11 protein-coding genes are annotated in these 17315 nt (G+C 56.1%); 7 read left to right on the forward strand and 4 right to left on the reverse strand.

The window, feature by feature from the left end:
* From ACF8AM_RS07320 to ACF8AM_RS07330, 3 genes are all read left to right on the forward strand, one after another.
* A partial coding sequence (locus ACF8AM_RS07320) for a hypothetical protein (protein ID WP_392554998.1) occupies positions 1 to 468 on the forward strand: 468 nt, incomplete at its 5' end.
* A 512-nt stretch (positions 469 to 980) separates the two neighbouring features.
* Positions 981 to 3677, forward strand: coding sequence for a DUF1553 domain-containing protein (locus ACF8AM_RS07325; RefSeq protein ID WP_392554999.1), 2697 nt, complete (start codon positions 981 to 983; stop codon positions 3675 to 3677).
* Positions 3674 to 5161: a DUF1501 domain-containing protein gene (locus ACF8AM_RS07330; protein ID WP_392555000.1), complete on the forward strand. Its 1488-nt coding sequence runs from the start codon at positions 3674 to 3676 to the stop codon at positions 5159 to 5161. The genes ACF8AM_RS07325 and ACF8AM_RS07330 overlap by 4 nt, the downstream gene beginning before the upstream one ends.
* Before the next feature lie 11 nt (positions 5162 to 5172).
* On the opposite strand, the gene ACF8AM_RS07335 is transcribed toward ACF8AM_RS07330, so the two are convergent.
* Both ACF8AM_RS07335 and ACF8AM_RS07340 read right to left on the reverse strand, forming a co-directional pair.
* Positions 5173 to 6465 carry a Gfo/Idh/MocA family protein gene (locus ACF8AM_RS07335; RefSeq protein WP_392555001.1) on the reverse strand — a complete coding sequence of 431 codons (1293 nt, stop codon included), beginning with the start codon at positions 6463 to 6465 and terminating at the stop codon, positions 5173 to 5175.
* An 89-nt stretch (positions 6466 to 6554) separates the two neighbouring features.
* On the reverse strand, positions 6555 to 7796 hold the full coding sequence (locus ACF8AM_RS07340) for a PQQ-binding-like beta-propeller repeat protein (RefSeq protein WP_392555002.1): 1242 nt from the start codon (positions 7794 to 7796) through the stop codon (positions 6555 to 6557).
* 131 nt (positions 7797 to 7927) lie between these two features.
* Between ACF8AM_RS07340 and nagA the strand changes: the two genes are divergently transcribed.
* Both nagA and ACF8AM_RS07350 read left to right on the forward strand, forming a co-directional pair.
* Positions 7928 to 9127, forward strand: a complete 1200-nt coding sequence (nagA, locus tag ACF8AM_RS07345) for an N-acetylglucosamine-6-phosphate deacetylase (protein ID WP_392555003.1) — start codon at positions 7928 to 7930, stop codon at positions 9125 to 9127.
* A 262-nt stretch (positions 9128 to 9389) separates the two neighbouring features.
* On the forward strand, positions 9390 to 10571 hold the full coding sequence (locus ACF8AM_RS07350; protein ID WP_392555008.1) for a DUF3500 domain-containing protein: 1182 nt from the start codon (positions 9390 to 9392) through the stop codon (positions 10569 to 10571).
* Between the two features lie 437 nt (positions 10572 to 11008).
* Here ACF8AM_RS07350 and ACF8AM_RS07355 read toward each other — a convergent pair whose 3' ends face one another.
* Positions 11009 to 11974: an acyl-CoA desaturase gene (locus ACF8AM_RS07355; protein WP_392555004.1), complete on the reverse strand. Its 966-nt coding sequence runs from the start codon at positions 11972 to 11974 to the stop codon at positions 11009 to 11011.
* Positions 11975 to 12406: 432 nt separating this feature from the next.
* Between ACF8AM_RS07355 and ACF8AM_RS07360 the strand changes: the two genes are divergently transcribed.
* Both ACF8AM_RS07360 and ACF8AM_RS07365 read left to right on the forward strand, forming a co-directional pair.
* A complete protein-coding gene (locus ACF8AM_RS07360; protein WP_392555005.1) occupies positions 12407 to 13753 on the forward strand; it encodes a class I SAM-dependent RNA methyltransferase in 1347 nt (448 codons plus the stop codon).
* Between the two features lie 115 nt (positions 13754 to 13868).
* Positions 13869 to 15365 carry a hypothetical protein gene (locus ACF8AM_RS07365; RefSeq protein ID WP_392555006.1) on the forward strand — a complete coding sequence of 499 codons (1497 nt, stop codon included), beginning with the start codon at positions 13869 to 13871 and terminating at the stop codon, positions 15363 to 15365.
* 205 nt (positions 15366 to 15570) lie between these two features.
* Here the strand turns inward: ACF8AM_RS07365 and ACF8AM_RS07370 are convergent, their stop codons facing one another.
* Positions 15571 to 17049, reverse strand: a complete 1479-nt coding sequence (locus tag ACF8AM_RS07370; protein WP_392555007.1) for a redoxin family protein — start codon at positions 17047 to 17049, stop codon at positions 15571 to 15573.
* Positions 17050 to 17315 lie beyond the last annotated feature (266 nt).

A 17315-nucleotide genomic window follows, 5' to 3' on the forward strand; every position in this document is an offset into this window, starting at 1 on the left:
GTTCCGATCAATGACTGCGAAAAGAAGACGGTCGAATGTCGATTGGTCCCTCAGCTAATGCAAATGAAGATCTATCGTCGCAAAGAGGGAAGCCGAACGGTCTACGACGTTTATGTCATCAACGATCCAGATCCGAACTCACCGTTCCACGCTGGTGGAATGCCCGCCAAATGGCTCATTCTGCATTGCGCAACAGCTGAACAAGTTCGCGCCCAACTTCCCAATGCCACCAAACAAGATGGCACACCGATCGTCAATAAATCGACGAAAGGTAAATCGACTCCAAACAAGGAAGCCAACGTGAACATTGAAATGGTCGTCAAGGAATCGATACTCAAAGAATACGCTGACCAACTTCAAGAAGAATCGGCGGAAGATTCGGAAACCACAAAGGCCGGGGACAACTCATCTGAGGAGACCGTTGCGAAGGTTTCCAAAAGCCAAAAGAAGACGGAAGCCAAAGGGTAACCCACGTCCCGTTCACTCGGAATCCTGGTCGTCCTGCGCAGTCAGCTCAGGGCGACCAAACCGAGGGTCCGCGTTGGCATGGGCTACTCTCAACGCCTCACAGATTCTGTCCTTCCATGGCCTTTGACAGACACGAACATAGCTGACGGCGTTCACTTGATTGATTAGGCTCAGTTGCACCTCTCCTACGACAGGGCGCCGAGACGCGATGGCATATTGCAGAACGACGCCGAGCAACGAGTGCCGACACACCGTTCACAACCTCGATTGGTCCACTCCCTATCACCGCCAGTTCGGGATCTCCGCCTCGGATCCCACGCAACCTTCCACCGTCAAAACGTTGCATCCAAGATGCCGACCGACACTTCTACAACGCCAAACAATCCGGCCGAAATCAAGTCTGCGGGTGATGGTTCGCTGCCACCAGTTTTGCAAACAAAATACTGGACCGGCGCCATCGTTTGGGGTTACGCTGGGGGTCTCCCACCTCCCGCGAAGCAGATGTCCCACCTATGTCGCGAACCATCCTTGCCGTCCTGGCGATCGTTCTCGTTGACTCGAACTTGCGAGCAGACGTGGACTATGAGTCTGATATCAAACCTCTCTTCCAAGAGAAATGCGGTGCTTGTCACGGCGTCCTCAAACAAGAAGGCGGGCTACGACTTGACGCTGGGTCCTTGATCCGTGGTGACGAAAGCCCAAACGGGCTGTTGGATTTCGATCAACCGGCTGATAGCGAATTGATTCGTCGAGTCGCGACTTCGGATCCAGACGAACGGATGCCGCCCGAAGGAGAAGGCACACCCCTGTCGGATCAACAGATCGAATTGCTGAAGCAGTGGATCCAACTCGGAGCACCAAGCCCGCCTGACGAAGAGATCATTGAGTCCCCGTCAGAACACTGGGCTTACCAGACTCCCACTCGCCCCGAACTGGCAACCGACATCCCAGAACCTTGGTCGTCGAATCCCATCGACGTCCTGATGTTCGACCTGTGGCGGCAAAGCCAACTGGATCCGGTTCCCCCCGCCGATCCCTCCCTTGCGTTGCGTCGCCTCCACTTGGATGTGACTGGGTTGTCGCCATCTCGCAAGGACCAGGCCGAGTTTGCAGCGGATCCTTCCAGCGACGCTTGGCGGCAGCGAATCGACCGTTTGCTCGACGATCCCGCTTACGGCGAAAAGTGGGGACGGCACTGGATGGATGTTTGGCGATACAGCGACTGGGATGGCTACAAAAATGAACTCCGCGGCAGCCAACGACACATCTGGCATTGGCGTGATTGGATCATCGAATCGCTGAATGAGGACAAAGGCTACGACCAAATGATCCACGAGATGTTGGCGGGCGATGAGATCGCCCCCGAGGATCTCGACACGCTCCGAGCGACCGGATTCCTGGTTCGCAACTTTCACAAAAGCAATCGCGACATCTGGCTGGACGCAACCGTTGAACACACCGCGAAAGCTTTCCTTGGAATGACGATCGCCTGCGCACGGTGCCACGACCACAAGTACGACCCGATTTCACAACAAGAGTACTACGCGTTTCGAGCGATTTTCCAACCCCACCGAGTCCGCACCGAACGTCTGCCGGGGCAACCCGACACGGCCAAACTCGGGCAACCCGACACGGCCAAACTCGGGCTGCCGCGAGCCTACGATGCGGACCTGAACGCCCCGACCTTTTTGTACGTGCAGGGAAACGAGAAGAATCCCGACAAAGACCATCCGATTGATCCGTCGGTGCCGGAGATCGTCGAAGTCCCCTTCGCGATTCAGCCCGTTGAACTGTCGAATCTCGCCGCCAATCCTTTCCTGCGGGACTACATCGAATCCGAAGAAGTTTCCGCCGCAGAGAGAAAACTTGCCTCCGCCCAAAAGTCACATCGCGAGTCCCAAGCCAAGGACGATGCGATCGCTCGTCAACAGGTTGCCGTTGCCGAAGCAAACCTGAAATCTGTTCGCCAACGTTGGGCCGCCACCAAAGCCAAACTCGTTGGTTCGAACCCAAACAATGTCGAACCGGCCACCGATCAAACTGCCCCCGCTGACCTAGCCATCCAGGCCGCAAAGTCCGAACGAACCCTGCGTTTTCAACAAGCCTTGCTCGATGTGCTGAAACAACGCGTCGCGGTCACCACCGCCAAAGAATCGAAAGAAACAGACGAATCCAAAAAGAAGGCGGCTCTCGACGCGGCCAACAAAAAGCTGATGGACCTCGAGAATAAGCTGGTCGAAGCTTCCGTCAAACTGGTGACCAACGACGATGCGTTCACCCCCGTTGGCAAAAGCTACCCGTCCACCAGCAGCGGTCGTCGCACCGCACTCGCCCACTGGACCACCGCCCCAGAGAATCCCTTGACCGCGCGCGTTGCCGTCAACCACATTTGGACGCGATACTTCGGCCAACCACTGGTTCCCAGTGTGGACGACTTCGGACTTCGAGCCGCTCAACCGATCCATCACAATCTACTGGATTGGTTGGCCGTGGAACTGATCGAAAATGATTGGAGCATGAAGCACATCCATCGTTTGATCCTGCAATCACGGACCTATCAACTCGCTTCATCCGCGACGGTGGAATCCGAAGGCACTTTCGCGAAGAACGTTGAAATGGATCCGGACAATTTGTTCTTCTGGCGGGCCAACGTTCGTCGTCTGGAAGCCGAACTGGTTCGCGACAATCTGCTCGCCATCGCCGGGACGCTGGACCAATCCATGGGAGGCCCCGACATCGATTTCAACCAAGGCGAAACCACGCCGCGACGCAGCGTCTACTTCCGCCACGCCTATGAGAAACAAATGCCAATGTTGGTTGTCTTCGATGCTGCCAACCCAACCGATTGCTACCGCCGATCAGAAAGCATCGTCCCGCAACAAGCACTCGCGCTCGCGAACAGTCCGTTGGCGATCGATCAATCTCGCACCACTGCGGCGCGTTTGAATGCCGAAGCTAGCGATGATCCCACGTTTGTCACGGAAGCCTACGCCGCCATTTTCGCACGTGAACCCAGCGACAGCGAACGCTCCGCCTGCGAATCGTTCTTGATTCACCAAGCGACCTTGCTGGCAGATTCCGAGAAGCTTTCCCCTTCCCTCGGTGCGGCCAAAACCACGGTCCCGCCAGCAACCGATGCGAACCTTCGCGCACGTGAAAACTTGGTTCACGTCTTGTTCAACCACAACGACTTTGTGACGGTGCGATGACCATGCAATTTGGAAACAACCGACCACACTCCTTCTCAGAACGGCACCGCCGCGGTTTCCTGCAAGACCTCGGCCTGGGATTCGGTAGCGTCGCGCTGTCCAGCCTTCTGCAAGGCGACGCGACCGCTCATGCTGACGTGATCGCGGAAGGCGAACTGAAAAAGATCGCTCCGAAAGCCAAGAGTGTGATTTGGCTGTTCATGATTGGCGGCGCCAGCCACATGGAAACCTTCGATCCCAAACCGCAACTGAACAAACTGGCCGGCAAAACGATCAAAGAGACGCCGTACGCCAAAGTTCTTGAATCACCCTATCTGGCCAACGAACGCGTCGTCGCGTTTGACCCCAACAACGGATTCATCCGCAACGAAATCTATCCTTTGCAGGTCGGCTTCGCACCGCGTGGCGAGAGCGGAATTGAGATCAGCGACTGGTTCCCACATGTCGGAGAATGTGCCGACGATCTCTGCGTGATCCGGTCGATGTGGACCGAAGACAGCAACCACGGTGCTCAATTGCAATTTCACACGGGCCGCCATCGCGTTGACGGTTTCTTTCCCACCGTCGGTTCGTGGGCGACCTATGGCCTGGGTTCGCTCAACGATAACTTGCCCCAATTTGTTGTGATGGGAACGCCCGTCGCCGATTGCTGCGGCGGTCGTGAATGTCACCGTGCAAACTACTTGGGGCCTCAATACGATGGCATTCCGCTGGACATCGATTCGGACATCCCGCTGCCTTATGCGGCCCCACCCGGCGGCGTCTATCAAGAAGAACAGGCCGGCGAGTTTGAACTGCTTCGTCAACTGAATCAAATCTCGTCAGAACAGTTCCCAACCGACGAAGCGTTGCGTGCCCGAGTCCGTTCGTATGAATTGGCATTTCGAATGCAAACCGCGGTCCCCGACGTGGTGCGTCTGGAGGACGAAACCGCTCAGACTCAGCGAGACTATGGGCTGGACCAACCCGAGACCAAAGTGTTCGGACGACAAATGCTGACGGCCCGCCGATTGGTCGAGCAAGGTGTTCGCTTTGTCCAGGTCTATCACGGTAGCAACGGCGGGGCAGGGCAGTGGGACAACCACAAGGGCCTCAAAGCCGGACACACCAAACTGTGCAAACAAACCGACCAGCCCATCGGAGCGTTACTCAAGGATTTAAAACAACGCGGACTGCTGGATGAAACCCTGGTCGTTTGGGCAACCGAATTCGGACGAACTCCCGGCGCTCAATCATCCAACGGTCGCGACCATCATCCCTACGGATTCAGCGTTTGGATGGCCGGCGGCGGAGTGAAGGGCGGAATGACGCACGGGGCAACGGATGAGATTGGATTTCACGCGGTCGACGATCGCCACTATGTGACCGACATCCACGCCACCCTCTTACACCAACTCGGCCTGAATCCGCACGAGTTGGTCGTTCCCGGTCGCCAACGATTGGAAAGAGATTTCGGCCACGTCATCCACGACGTGCTCGCCTAAAAACGAACGGTCTAAGTCCAATCGCGTTTGGCACGACTGCGGAGACGGTTCGCTTCATCGTCGTCCACAAACGTTTCCGTTTGGGGATCAATCGTGAGCGTGCGATTCAAAATCCAAGACAGCGCCGCGGCATGACAGGCAATGTGCGACCGACGCATCACGGTTGAATTGCAAGTCGCCTGCTCTCGACTCTTGATGCAATCGAAGAAGTTCCGTGCATGAGCGGTGACGTCCAAACCACGCACACGCTCCGCGCTGGAAAGCTCTTTTTGCAAGGCGGGCGAAGACGCCACAATTTCACCTTCATCGCCCGTTTCAATCGAGCCATCCTCACCGATGAACCGCACTGGGCAAGTCCCCAAACGAGTGAGCCAACGCGGACTTCGATCGCCAAACGGCTCCTCCAAGAAGTCCACTTTCAACTGAATGCCGTTAGCATAGGTGCACATAATCGCGGTCTGCGAAGGCTCATACTTCACCGGCATCGTGTCGTCGGCACTCGCCGCCCATTGGCAAAGATCCAACGTGTGAGCTCCCCAATCCAGCAAACGCGCACCGCTGTCAAAGTCGTACTGACCACGCCAACGACCATCGACGTACTTCTGGTTGAATGGACGCCACGGAGCAGGCCCCAACCACATGTTCCAATCGCAAACGGCTTCGTCCGGCGTTGGCTGAGCCGGCAACCAAGTGTTGTCCAAAGTCGGCAAGTAAGCCGTGGCCTGCAACTCTTTGAGCTGACCAAGCTTTCCTGACTGAGCCACCTGCACGGCTTGGATGAAGTTGGGCACACTGCGTCGCTGCGTGCCCGCTTGAAAGATTCGCCCCGTTCGCTGGAATGTCTCATGGAGCAACTGGCAATCTTGAATCGTGATCCCGCACGGCTTTTCGCTGTAAACGTCCTTGCCAGCCTCGGCGGCCAAGATCGACGCGGCCGCATGCCAACGATCGCCCGTTGCAATCAACACCGCATCGATGTCATTTCGGGCCAGCAACTCGCGAAAGTCTTGATAAAGCTTGCAGTCCTGGTTGCCATAGTGATCATCGACCAATTTCTTTCCGGCATCACGACGTGACTGCTGAACATCAGCGATGGCAACACACCGCACATCCTTGAGCTTCAAAATGGCTTTCAAGTCGTACGTGCAACGAGGCCCGATCCCGATCACCCCCAGCGTGATGCGTTCCGATGGAGCGACCGAATCACCAGCTCCCAATGCCTCAGAAGAAATCAAATAGGGCGCCGCGAATGTCGCCGCACCAGCGGCCAATGTGGTGGACAAAAAATTGCGTCGGTGGGTCATGACTTTGCGTGGGGAGAGCGTAGCCGGAAGGATTTTCTTGGGCGGTCGCGTTGTGGCACGACACCCAATTTCATCCCCATTCTAATGGCTCAGCGCAGCTTGATGCACACGACTTCCTGGTTGTCGCGGATGTATCCCAACCCATCGGCGATCGAAAGCGATTGACGTGTTCTGCCAAACAATTTGGCTCTCCCCAACTCATGGAATCCGTCGGGAGTGACATTCACCAACACCAACTCGCCATCCATCGTTGTGATCCACAGTTTTCCGTCGGCGTGGACAAGGTTGCCTTTGCCAAAACGAGTCTTTCGCCAAACGATTTCGCCGGTGTCCGCATCAATGCACGTCAGGTGTGTGGTTGGGCCGGCTGCTCCAACGTTGTCAAAACCGTACAGATAGCCATCCACCAACACCGATGTTTGCCATTCATTTCGCATCACACTTTTGGAATCGACACTGGCCCAGTGTTCCATTGCCGCGAACTTCCCGCCCGATTCTTCGACGTCAATGAACACACAACCATGGTTCTCACCAGCAGAAATGAACACGTCGCCGTCGACCGATACCGGGTTGGCTGTGTTGCAGGCGTAAGGCGTTTCAAACTCGTACGTCCACAAGACAGCGCCGTCGACCGGGTCAATCCCCAACGCCTTGTTACCCGTCAAACTGACCACTTGTTCTCTGCCCGCCACGTTCATCAGGGTCGGAGAAGAGTACCCGGCCGGTCCGCTTCCCGCCGACCACTTCAGCCGACCGTCGCTGGTTTCGAACGCGGCCACCGCCGTGCCGCGGCCTCCGAGATGCACAATCACCGCATCCTCAACCACCAATGGCGACGACGACATCCCGTATTCCGATTCGCTAGCGCGGCACACCTTCAACGCATCCGTCCGCCAAATCAACTCGCCCGTCTTCTGATCGACCGCGCACAAGACTCCGTCACCCGTGAACGCATAGACAACTCCACGCGAAACCGCTGCGGTGGCGCGGGGCCCATCACCTTGACCATTCTTGTACTCCGCTGCCAATTCGGTTTGCCAAGCACGCTCGCCGGTTTTGGCATCGAGAGCAACGAGCAACTGATTGCCCGAACCATTGAGTGTGGTGATCGCCAAACCATCCGCGACCGTGACCGCTGACATTCCCACACCACCGGGCACCCGCCAAACAACCTCGGGACCGCCATCTGGAAACGCGTCGAGTAACGCAGTCTCTCTGGACGAGCCATCACGTTTTTCACCCAAAAACTGCGGCCAATCGGCGTGCGTCCAAGAACAGCCAACAACCGTTGCCAGCAAAACGTGGAGACTTCGGTGAATCAAGGTTTGCATGCGGGGTCTCGAACGGAGCGATCACAAGGAAAAGCAGCCCAACATGATAGCGCAATTGGTCATCTCGAGCACAACTCACTGGCGGTATACTTCTCGTCCCCACCGGCCGTCCTCCAACCCAACTGCAATTTGTGTCCCATCTTTGCTTTCTTAATGGCACCGCCATCTTGCCCGACCGCTTGCTTCCCGATGCGGTCGTCGTCTGCCGAGACGAACGAATCACGTACGTCGGAACCGCACGCTCTCGCGTTCCCGCCTCCGCGAAAATCATTGATGCGAAAGGCGGCTACATCTGCCCTGGCTTTGTCGACATTCACATTCATGGTGGGGGTGGTTCCGACGTGATGGATGGCAGCCCGGACGCAGTCCGCACGGTGTGCCAGTCCCATGCTCGTCACGGAACGACGACCATGTTCCCCACAACCAGCACCGGCACCGACGATCAAATTCACGCGATGCTAGCGGCGTGCGGTGAAGTCCGTGACACTTGGAACATCCAATCTGGCAGCAAGATCGCCGGCGTGCATCTTTATGGCCCTTACTTCGCCAAGGGGAAAACCGGTTGTCACGACGAGTCCGTGTGTCGAGCTCCCGAGGCGGCCGAATATCGCCGCTACTTCGAATCCGGCACAGTTGGCATCGCGACCTGCGCAGCGGAACTTCCCGGAGCAGCGGCGTTTTACCGACACGCGAACAAACGAGGTTGCCTGGTGACCTGCGGTCATTCCAATTCCAGTTGGGACGAGATGGAAGCCGCGTTCAAAAATGGCATGCGACACGTCGACCACTTCTGGTGTGCGATGAGCAACGTGTCCTCGGTCCGCCAGCGTCTCGGCGTACCAATGCAAGGCAGCATGTTGGAATACGTTCTGGCCAACCCCGAGATGAGCACCGAAGTCATCGCCGACGGCATGCATCTGGCACCGGAGCTACTGAGCTTTGCTTGGCGAATGAAAGGCAGCGAGCGTTTGTGCTTGGTCACCGATTGCAACCGAGCCCTCGACATGCCTCCGGGAGAATATCGATTTGGACCGGAAGCAGATGGTTCCTGGTTCACCAGCGACGGCCAAGTCGGCTGGGCGTCTCCCGGATCCTTGGCCAGTTCCGTGATGGGGATGGACCACATGGTCCGCACGATGCACAAGGTCGGAAACGCTCCTCTGCAAGACGCCGTTCGCATGGCGTCGCTGACCCCGGCCGAACGAACCGGCATCGATCAACAAGTTGGCAGCCTCACCGCCGGCAAACAAGCCGACATCGTCTTGTTGAGCAAGACATTGAAAGTGAAGCAGGTCCACATCAACGGCGAGCGTTGGTCACCGAGTCGCTAACATAGTCGGAGTTAGCCAACGCATTGAGCGGAGTGGCGAGAACAGTTGCAAGCGGACTTGGTTGCGATGAGGCTTGGCCGTCGAAAGCTGCCCGACGGAACAGTTGAGGACAACTGTTCTACTCTCACTTCACTCCGTGCGGGATCCGGCGTGTCCCCTTCGAGACCCGGTCCCATCGCATTGTTACAAAGTGCTTGGCCATCCGACGTGCCCGATGTGTATAAAATTTGGAAACACAGTCACCTTGAATCCTCGATCGCAACTGAGAAACATGAATCGACCGTCACATCTCCCCCGTTGGATCGCAGTCGCCACCGCATTGGTCTTCTACTCAAACGCTGTTTCGAGCCTCCATGCTCAGCGCCCAGGCGGACGCAGGGGTGCTCCCACGGTCGACGAACCTTTTGTTGGCATCACGACATCGGATGGCAAGCAGAAAGGCCTGTTCACAATCGAGTCCACCGGCGTCTCCACCGAACCCGTTCGCGTCGCAGCAGAAGCTTTCCTCGCGGGACTGACCAACCAGCAACGTGAGCGAACCGTCTTCCCTGTCGACGACACCGAATGGAGAAAATGGGACAACCGACACAGCCCCAAACGCCAAGGAGTCGGCTTCAACGAGATGACCGAAACGCAACGAACGCTTGCCTTCGAAATGCTTCAGCAAAGCCTCAGTGCCAAAGGGCTGAAGAAAACCAAAGACATCATGAAGCTGAACGGGACGCTCGGTGAACTTGCGAAACGCCCTCAGGAATACAACGAGTGGCTGTACTGGATCACAGTGATGGGAACGCCTTCCAAAACAGAACCCTGGGGATGGCAACTCGACGGGCACCACGTCGTCATCAACTACTTCATCTTGGGTGACCAAGTTGTGATGAGCCCCGTCTTCATGGGATCAGAACCCGTCGAAGCCAAGCAAGGAAAATTCGCGGGAACGATCGTGATGCAAGACGAACAGGACAAAGGTTTGAATCTGATCCAAATGCTGACCGATGACCAGCGTTCCGAAGCGATCATCATGAATCGCAAAGACGGCAACAACAATCTGACGGAAGCCTACAAGGACAACGTCAAACTGGACTACGCAGGTCTCATCGGATCAAAACTCGATGACTCTCAGAAACAAGCGTTGCTGCAATTGATCGCAGAGTACGTCGGCAACATGCGGGAAGGACACGCGAAGGTCCGTATGTCCGAAGTCGAAAAACACCTCGACGAAACCTACTTCGCTTGGATTGGCGGGACCACAGATGAAAGCGTTTACTACTACCGCGTCCACAGCCCCGTGATTTTGATCGAGTTTGACCACCAACGCCGAGTCGCTCCGTTCCGGACTTCGAAACCGACGCGTGATCACATTCACACTGTCGTCCGAACACCCAATGGCAACGACTACGGCAAAGACGTTCTACGCCAACACTACGAATCGCATTCACATTGATCGCGAGAATGGCTTGAGCTAGTCAGCAGGAACGATCGGGCGTCACCATTTGAGCCGTTTGGGCGTTCGCCTCGGTCATCCAATCTTTGGGGTTGCAGGTCGAGCGACGCCGTTCAGGCGTACGCGAGGGAGAGGGCCGAGCATGTGAATCGACGCGTATTGCCCTCCCCGGAATTCTCGCTGAACGCTCGCATTCCGACCCTGCCCAACTGCGTTCGGGAGAGTGATTTCAACCTTGCGAGCACGGGCACTTCAAAACTGCACGACCTCCTGCGTCGGGGGAGAGGTGACTGAAGACAGAAAACCGCCTCCAGAACCCATGCACGTTGCGGTATCAATACCAAAGACGGGATAGTCCAGAGTTAGCCTCGGTTGTACGTGGTAGCACCAACGCTTCCCGAAATGGCTGCAATGCCGAAACACTCCTGCCGACCGACTTAGCTTTCAGCTCCGCCTTTTCGCACGTGGCGGGGGCGGATGATGTGGGTTGCCAACCCCAGGGCTCCGAACAATCGGATCACGTAATAATTGGGATCGATTTCCCACCAACGATGTTGAACCGATGCGCTGGCCGGATCCGCGTGATGGTTGTTGTGCCAACCTTCACCGGCCGTCAGCAAACTCACAAACCAGTTGTTTCGGCTATCGTCGGTCGTTTGGTAATTTCGATATCCAAACACGTGGGTGATCGAATTGACGGACCAAGTGATGTGCCAAACCCACACGGTTCGTGCAATCACTCCCCACACGAACACGCTGGCTGCCATCCGGTAGGCCTCGGCGTTGTTGCCGTAGACGAGCGTCGAAATCCCGACGGCCAACAACGCGTACACAAACGCATGTGCGAGATAGAACATTCCCGCCGGGCTGGGTAGTTTCTCGATCCATCGGTAATAAGGGTCCGACAGTATGTCTCGGGCATACTTTTCATACATCGAAAACGTCGCCATGCGTGTCCGACTTTCATGCACCAACCATCGCACGTGAGCCCACATGAAACTGATGCGTGGCGAGTGTGGATCTTCCGCGTGATCAGAATGACTGTGGTGCATGCGGTGCCAAGCCACCCAGTGCGCCGGCGTTTCTTGGGCGGTGCACATGGCCAACGTCACCAGAGTTCGCTCGAACCACTTGGGCGACCGAAAACTGCGGTGCGACAACATGCGGTGGTAACCGATTGGAATCGCCATTTGTCCGAAGACAATCACACCAACAACAAACGCTGCGACCCCGGCCCAAGAAAAGAAATAGGGCAACAAGACCAACAGCGTCAGCAAGTGCAGGGTCACGAAAAAGATCGTGTAATCCCAACGGACCGAACGCTTGGTTGGATCACTGTAGGAATGCTCCTGCGAAGCCTTGTCGGTCCGAGCGGGAGATGCAGGTTGAGTTGGAGACTGCAAACCGACTTTGGGACTTCTCCGTCCAGTCTTTCCAGACCTAGCTGGAATCGTTGCCGCCTCAGTGGTCATCATGATACCTGGATTGCGTTCGCGGCTAAGATATTTGTTTCGATCAGAACCAGCCGTGTGCCCGATCGAGCCGCAGCATATCGTATCGAGGGTAGAAAGAAAGAACGATTTTCGAAGGTTGAAGACGGCTTCACTTGATACCGGCGCTTCGATCGGATCACATCAAGTTTCCCGCTTGTAACCGAGCACTCAACTGAATGGGCGGGATACAACAACCACCATGAATCAAAGTGATTCCGATCGACCGCAGCGTTCAAATTGAGACCAATCAGTTATGGTGTGCACCGTCCGCAATACCAAACCTGCGTCAAGTTTGACGACACGAACCAGCCTGAACCACCCTTCGCCCACGTCTGACCACTGATGGAAACCCAACCAAGCGAATCGATTGCATCCACCTCACCGTCCTATGATCTGATTGTCCCCTGTGCGTTTGGATTGGAAGCCATCGTCAAACGGGAACTCAAAGGACTGGGCATCGACGCCAGCATCAGTGATTCCGGACGGGTCTCTTTCCAAGGTTCGCACGAATCGATCTGCCGCGCCAATTTGTGGCTCCGAACTGCCGATCGGATATTGATCCGTGTCGCTGAATTCCCCGCCGGTGATTTCGATGCGTTGTTTGACACAACCCGCGATATTCCGTGGGGAAATTTGCTACCTGCGGACGCTGCCTTTCCCGTCACCGGACGTTCGATCAAATCGACGTTGACCAGCGTTCCGGCGTGTCAACGCAGCGTTAAGAAAGCCATTGTCGAAGCGATGATGCGTGATCACAAAACCAGCGAACTGCCTGAAACAGGTCCGCTCTACAAAGTAGACGTGGCGATCGTGAAGGACGTCGCGACGCTGACCATCGACACGACCGGCCGCAGCCTTCACCGCCGCGGTTACCGAACGCACATCTCCGCGGCTCCTTTGAAAGAAACGTTGGCCTCGGCGATGGTTTTGCTGAGCTACTGGCGAAACGGTCGCCCCTTGATCGACCCGTTTTGCGGCAGCGGCACGATTCCGATCGAAGCCGCTCGGATTGGTCGCAACATGGCCCCAGGACTCGAACGCGAATTTGCTTGCCAGGCTTGGCCTGATTTCTCAGCCGAACTTTGGTCGGACGCACGTGCCACCGCAGCCAGCCAAAGTCTTCCGCCGTTGCAAGAGAAAATTTTGGCCAGCGACATCGACGGTCGCGTTTTGACCGCCGCTCGAGACAACGCGATTCGAGCCGGCGTTCAAGACGACATTCACTTCCAAGCCATGCCGGTTCACGAGATCAGCAGCAAGAAAACGTTTGGATGTGTGATCGCCAACCCGCCTTATGGTCAGCGAATTGGTTCAGGGCAATCTTCACGCTTCGATGAACCTGATCAAAACGGCAACGGCCCTGAGGATTGGGAACTGGACGAACTGTACGAATCCTTGCCCTCCATCTTCGAGCGGTTGCCGACTTGGTCGCGTTATATCTTGACCGCCTACTCCAATTTGGAGCATGCGATGGGTCGTCCCGCAGACCGGCGCAGGAAGCTTTACAATGGCCGTATCGAATGCACCTACTATCAGTACCACGGTCCCAAACCAGGCACGGCTGCAAAATCCAGCACGACATCGCCGCCAGCAGAAGCAACCGAACAAACCAAATCAACGACCTCCAAATCCAACCCAACCCAATCCAAGCCAAAATCACCTTGGCCTCAGTCACCCCCCAAGTCTTAAACGCCACAGCTCGCACGATTCTCCGCACTGGTGACCTCACGGGGCTTGCAATACCGCAACACGAAAAGTGAGACACGAAATGTTCAGAGGAACGAATCAATCAACGCAAATCTGCGTGGAACACCAATCTGCAAGAGCTTCTTGCTTTGCCAAACCAATCCAGACTGCCACCGTTTGGATCACCTTGGTGGTGTTCATTCCCGGCCTAGCAATGGCAGTCGACAGCGACCAAGTCTTCCGCGCCGGAGCGTTCGCGATTGACATCACTCCGGAGACGTTCCCCGTCAGTTCGTCGGGCAGCATGACGCATCGCATTGCAACGCGGGCACACGACCCACTGCATGCTCGCTGCTTGGTGCTCGACGACGGCCAAACGAGCATCGCGTTGGTCACGTGCGATAGTTGCATGATCCCACGAGAGATCTACGACGCGGCCAAACGACGGGCGTCCGAAACCACGGGCATCGCTACCGATCACATTCTTTGCTCGGCAACTCACACGCACACTGCTGTGTCGGTCGCACCAACCTTTCAAAGTTTGGTGGAAGAGGATTACCTCCCGTTTCTAACGGAACGAATCGCAGAGGGCATCAGGCAGGCCCATTCGCAATTGGAACCCGCACGAATCGGCTGGGCGATCGGCAACAATCCGAACCAAGTTTTCAATCGCCGTTGGTTTCTACGGCCGGAAGTCGAGATCAATGACCCGTTCGACTCAGGAACGGATCGAGTGCGAATGAACCCCGGCCCAAACAGTCGCTCGCTGCTTCAACCTGCCGGACCGGTCGACCCGGAGGTTCCTGTCCTTGCCGTCCAAGCCCTTGATGGTCGCCCCATTGCCATGTGGGCGAACTACTCACTGCACTACGTCGGTGGTGTTCCTCCTGAATCGCTCTCGGCAGATTACTTCGGCGAATTCGCTCGCCAATTCACCAAGATGATCCTTGCCACTCATAGCAAGCCACCATTTGTCGCGGCGATGACCAACGGCACAAGCGGTGACATCAACAACATCAACTTTTTCGAAGGCCGAACCAGCCAACCCCCATTCGAGCAAATTCGATTGGTGGCCAACGACGTGGCGGCTTCCGCGGCGGTTGCCTACCAACGCGTCCAATTTGAAAACTGGGTGCCATTGGAGATGCGTGAGACCGAGATCGAACTGGGCGTTCGCCGTCCCAATGCGAGTGAAATCGCCCGTGCAAAGCAGTTGATTGCAGAATCCGGTCCTGGCCCTTGGAAAGATCGTCGCTTGATCTACGCCGGCGAAACATTGGATCTCGCTCAGTACCCTTCCTCCGTGAAGGTGAAACTGCAAGCGATCCGAATCGGGGGACTCGCCATCGTCAGCAGCCCTTGCGAAACGTTTGTGGAAACCGGACTGGCGATTAAGAAATCCAGCCCCTTCAAACCCACGTTCACGATTGAACTTGCCAATGGCTACAACGGTTACCTGCCAACGCCAGAACAACATGCACTGGGCGGCTACGAAACCTGGCGGGCCAAATCGAGCTACCTTTCGGTTGATGCCGAACCCAAAATCCGAGAAACACTTCTCCAACTGCTGGATGAACTGAACGAGCCACGTCCAGAATCGACCGCCACACCATGAGCTCAAAAACCTGGTTACCAAAGATCCCGCTGATCTGAGCGGTGATCGCTTAACTTTTTTCGCGGTACTGGGTCATCGCTTGCAAAGAACGCTGCCCGATCCTTCCAGTTCCGGCTCCAACAAACCGGCATCAGGCTGATCCTCACGCCGCGTGCTGCGTTGGCCTATGCGGCAAACGCGATCACTCAACAGTCGTACTGCACACTCAGGAAGCTTCTCCCAAGAGTTCTTTGATCTTGGCGTGCAGTGCGTCGGCATTGGCTTGGCCGCTGCCGACCTTGATCATCTGAACGTTGCCTTCGCGATCAACCAACACAGCGTGTGGAATACCGGTCACGCCGTAGTTGGTCTGCAACTCGGTTTCTTTGGGCGTCACGATGGTTGGATGCTTCATGTCTTTGGATTGCAAGAACTTTGCAATTGCCTCGCGTTCCTCTTCGGGCGTTGGATCATCCGAACCATTCACGGCCTTCCCGCTTTCTTCGTCCCACGTGTAACCGTAGTACCGAGTGATTCCGACCACTTCAAAACCTTGCTCACCAAACTCTTCCCGAAATTCGCGAAGATGGGGGAAGGTCGCGATGCAAGGCCCGCACCAAATCGCCCAGAAATCGTACAGAACGACTTTTCCTTCCAAGTCCTCCACGCTGATTCCATGGGCGTTTGCCCACCCGTCAATGTCCAAAGGCGGAGCCGGTTGGCCAATCATTTCCAGTTGTTTTCGAGTCGACTCGATGCGGCTTTCGAGAGATTTGATTCGACGGAGCGTCAATTCAACGCGTTTCATTTCTTCGTGCGGTGTCAACCTGGCGATTGCGGCTTCCATTCGTTCGCTCGCTGCCGCAGGCTCGACTCGAGCCAATCCGCTGATTACCGAGTATTCGTTGTTTGCATACAACCCCCACAACGCCTCGGAATCGGGATAGGCCTCCAAGGCCTGCTCAAAGGTGGAGGCAACATGCTCTTGTCCATCCCCTTCATCCAACAGTCGTGCTTGAGTCGTGAGCAAACCGACCAGGGCAACGTAAGTGAGTTCCGAACGTTCGTCGGTTTCGACAATTTCTTCCAGCTTTGCAATCTGCTTCGCCAACATCTCCTTGGCCGATTCCTCGTCGTCACGTGCCAACATCGAGGCACGCGTTCGGATCAAACTCGAGAGTGCGGTTTGGATCTCAACCGGGTACTCCGCCTCGAGTGCTTGGACCTTTTCGATGGCTTCGTCCGACCACTCCGCCACCAGTTCGGGCTGGGTAGCACGAAGGCCGTATGCATTGACCTGTTGAATCAAACTGGAAAGTCTCACCGCCGCGGGAGGCGAATCCGTGCGTCCAACTTCAAACTCAACCGCAGCACCAAACTGCTCCATCGCTTTGTCGTATTTCCGCTTGCGAATAAACCCTGTCGCGATCGATTGATGAAACGGTTTCAGCTCCTCGGCAACAACATCATTGGACTCCATTGCCGCCTCGAGAACCTTCACAGCCTCATCGGGTTTTCCCTCTTTCAGCAACTGCATCAATTGATCGGGTACCGCGAGAATTTCGGCATCCACTTCGACCGCTTCTTCGCCAATCTCTTTCGATTCGGCTGGCTGGTCTTGCCCATAGGAAGCTGGAGAAAAGGCAAGCACGAAGCTCAACGGTGCGGTGAGCCAGGCAAATGCCAGGAACTTTTGCGAACACATCGGATAGTTTCCTTGGAAAATGATCGAACCAACGGTTTCCGCCTCTGATTGATCCTAACCGGTCTTGAAAGCCCCTTGTGGCCGGCGTTTGGCGTCTGAACTCAATCCGCCCAAATCCAGCCCCCGAAGGAAGATTCCAAGCCCCAAGCAAAAAATTCGATCACATCACGCCAGCCCGCACCAAATGAAAACCCGACGCGTGAGTTTTGAAGTGGTCTGTCACGACCTCTTCTTAGGGTAGTGGGCGAGGCGGCCCGTCCGGAACA

The organism is Rhodopirellula sp. JB055 (assembly GCF_043100905.1).
Lineage (GTDB): Bacteria > Planctomycetota > Planctomycetia > Pirellulales > Pirellulaceae > Rhodopirellula.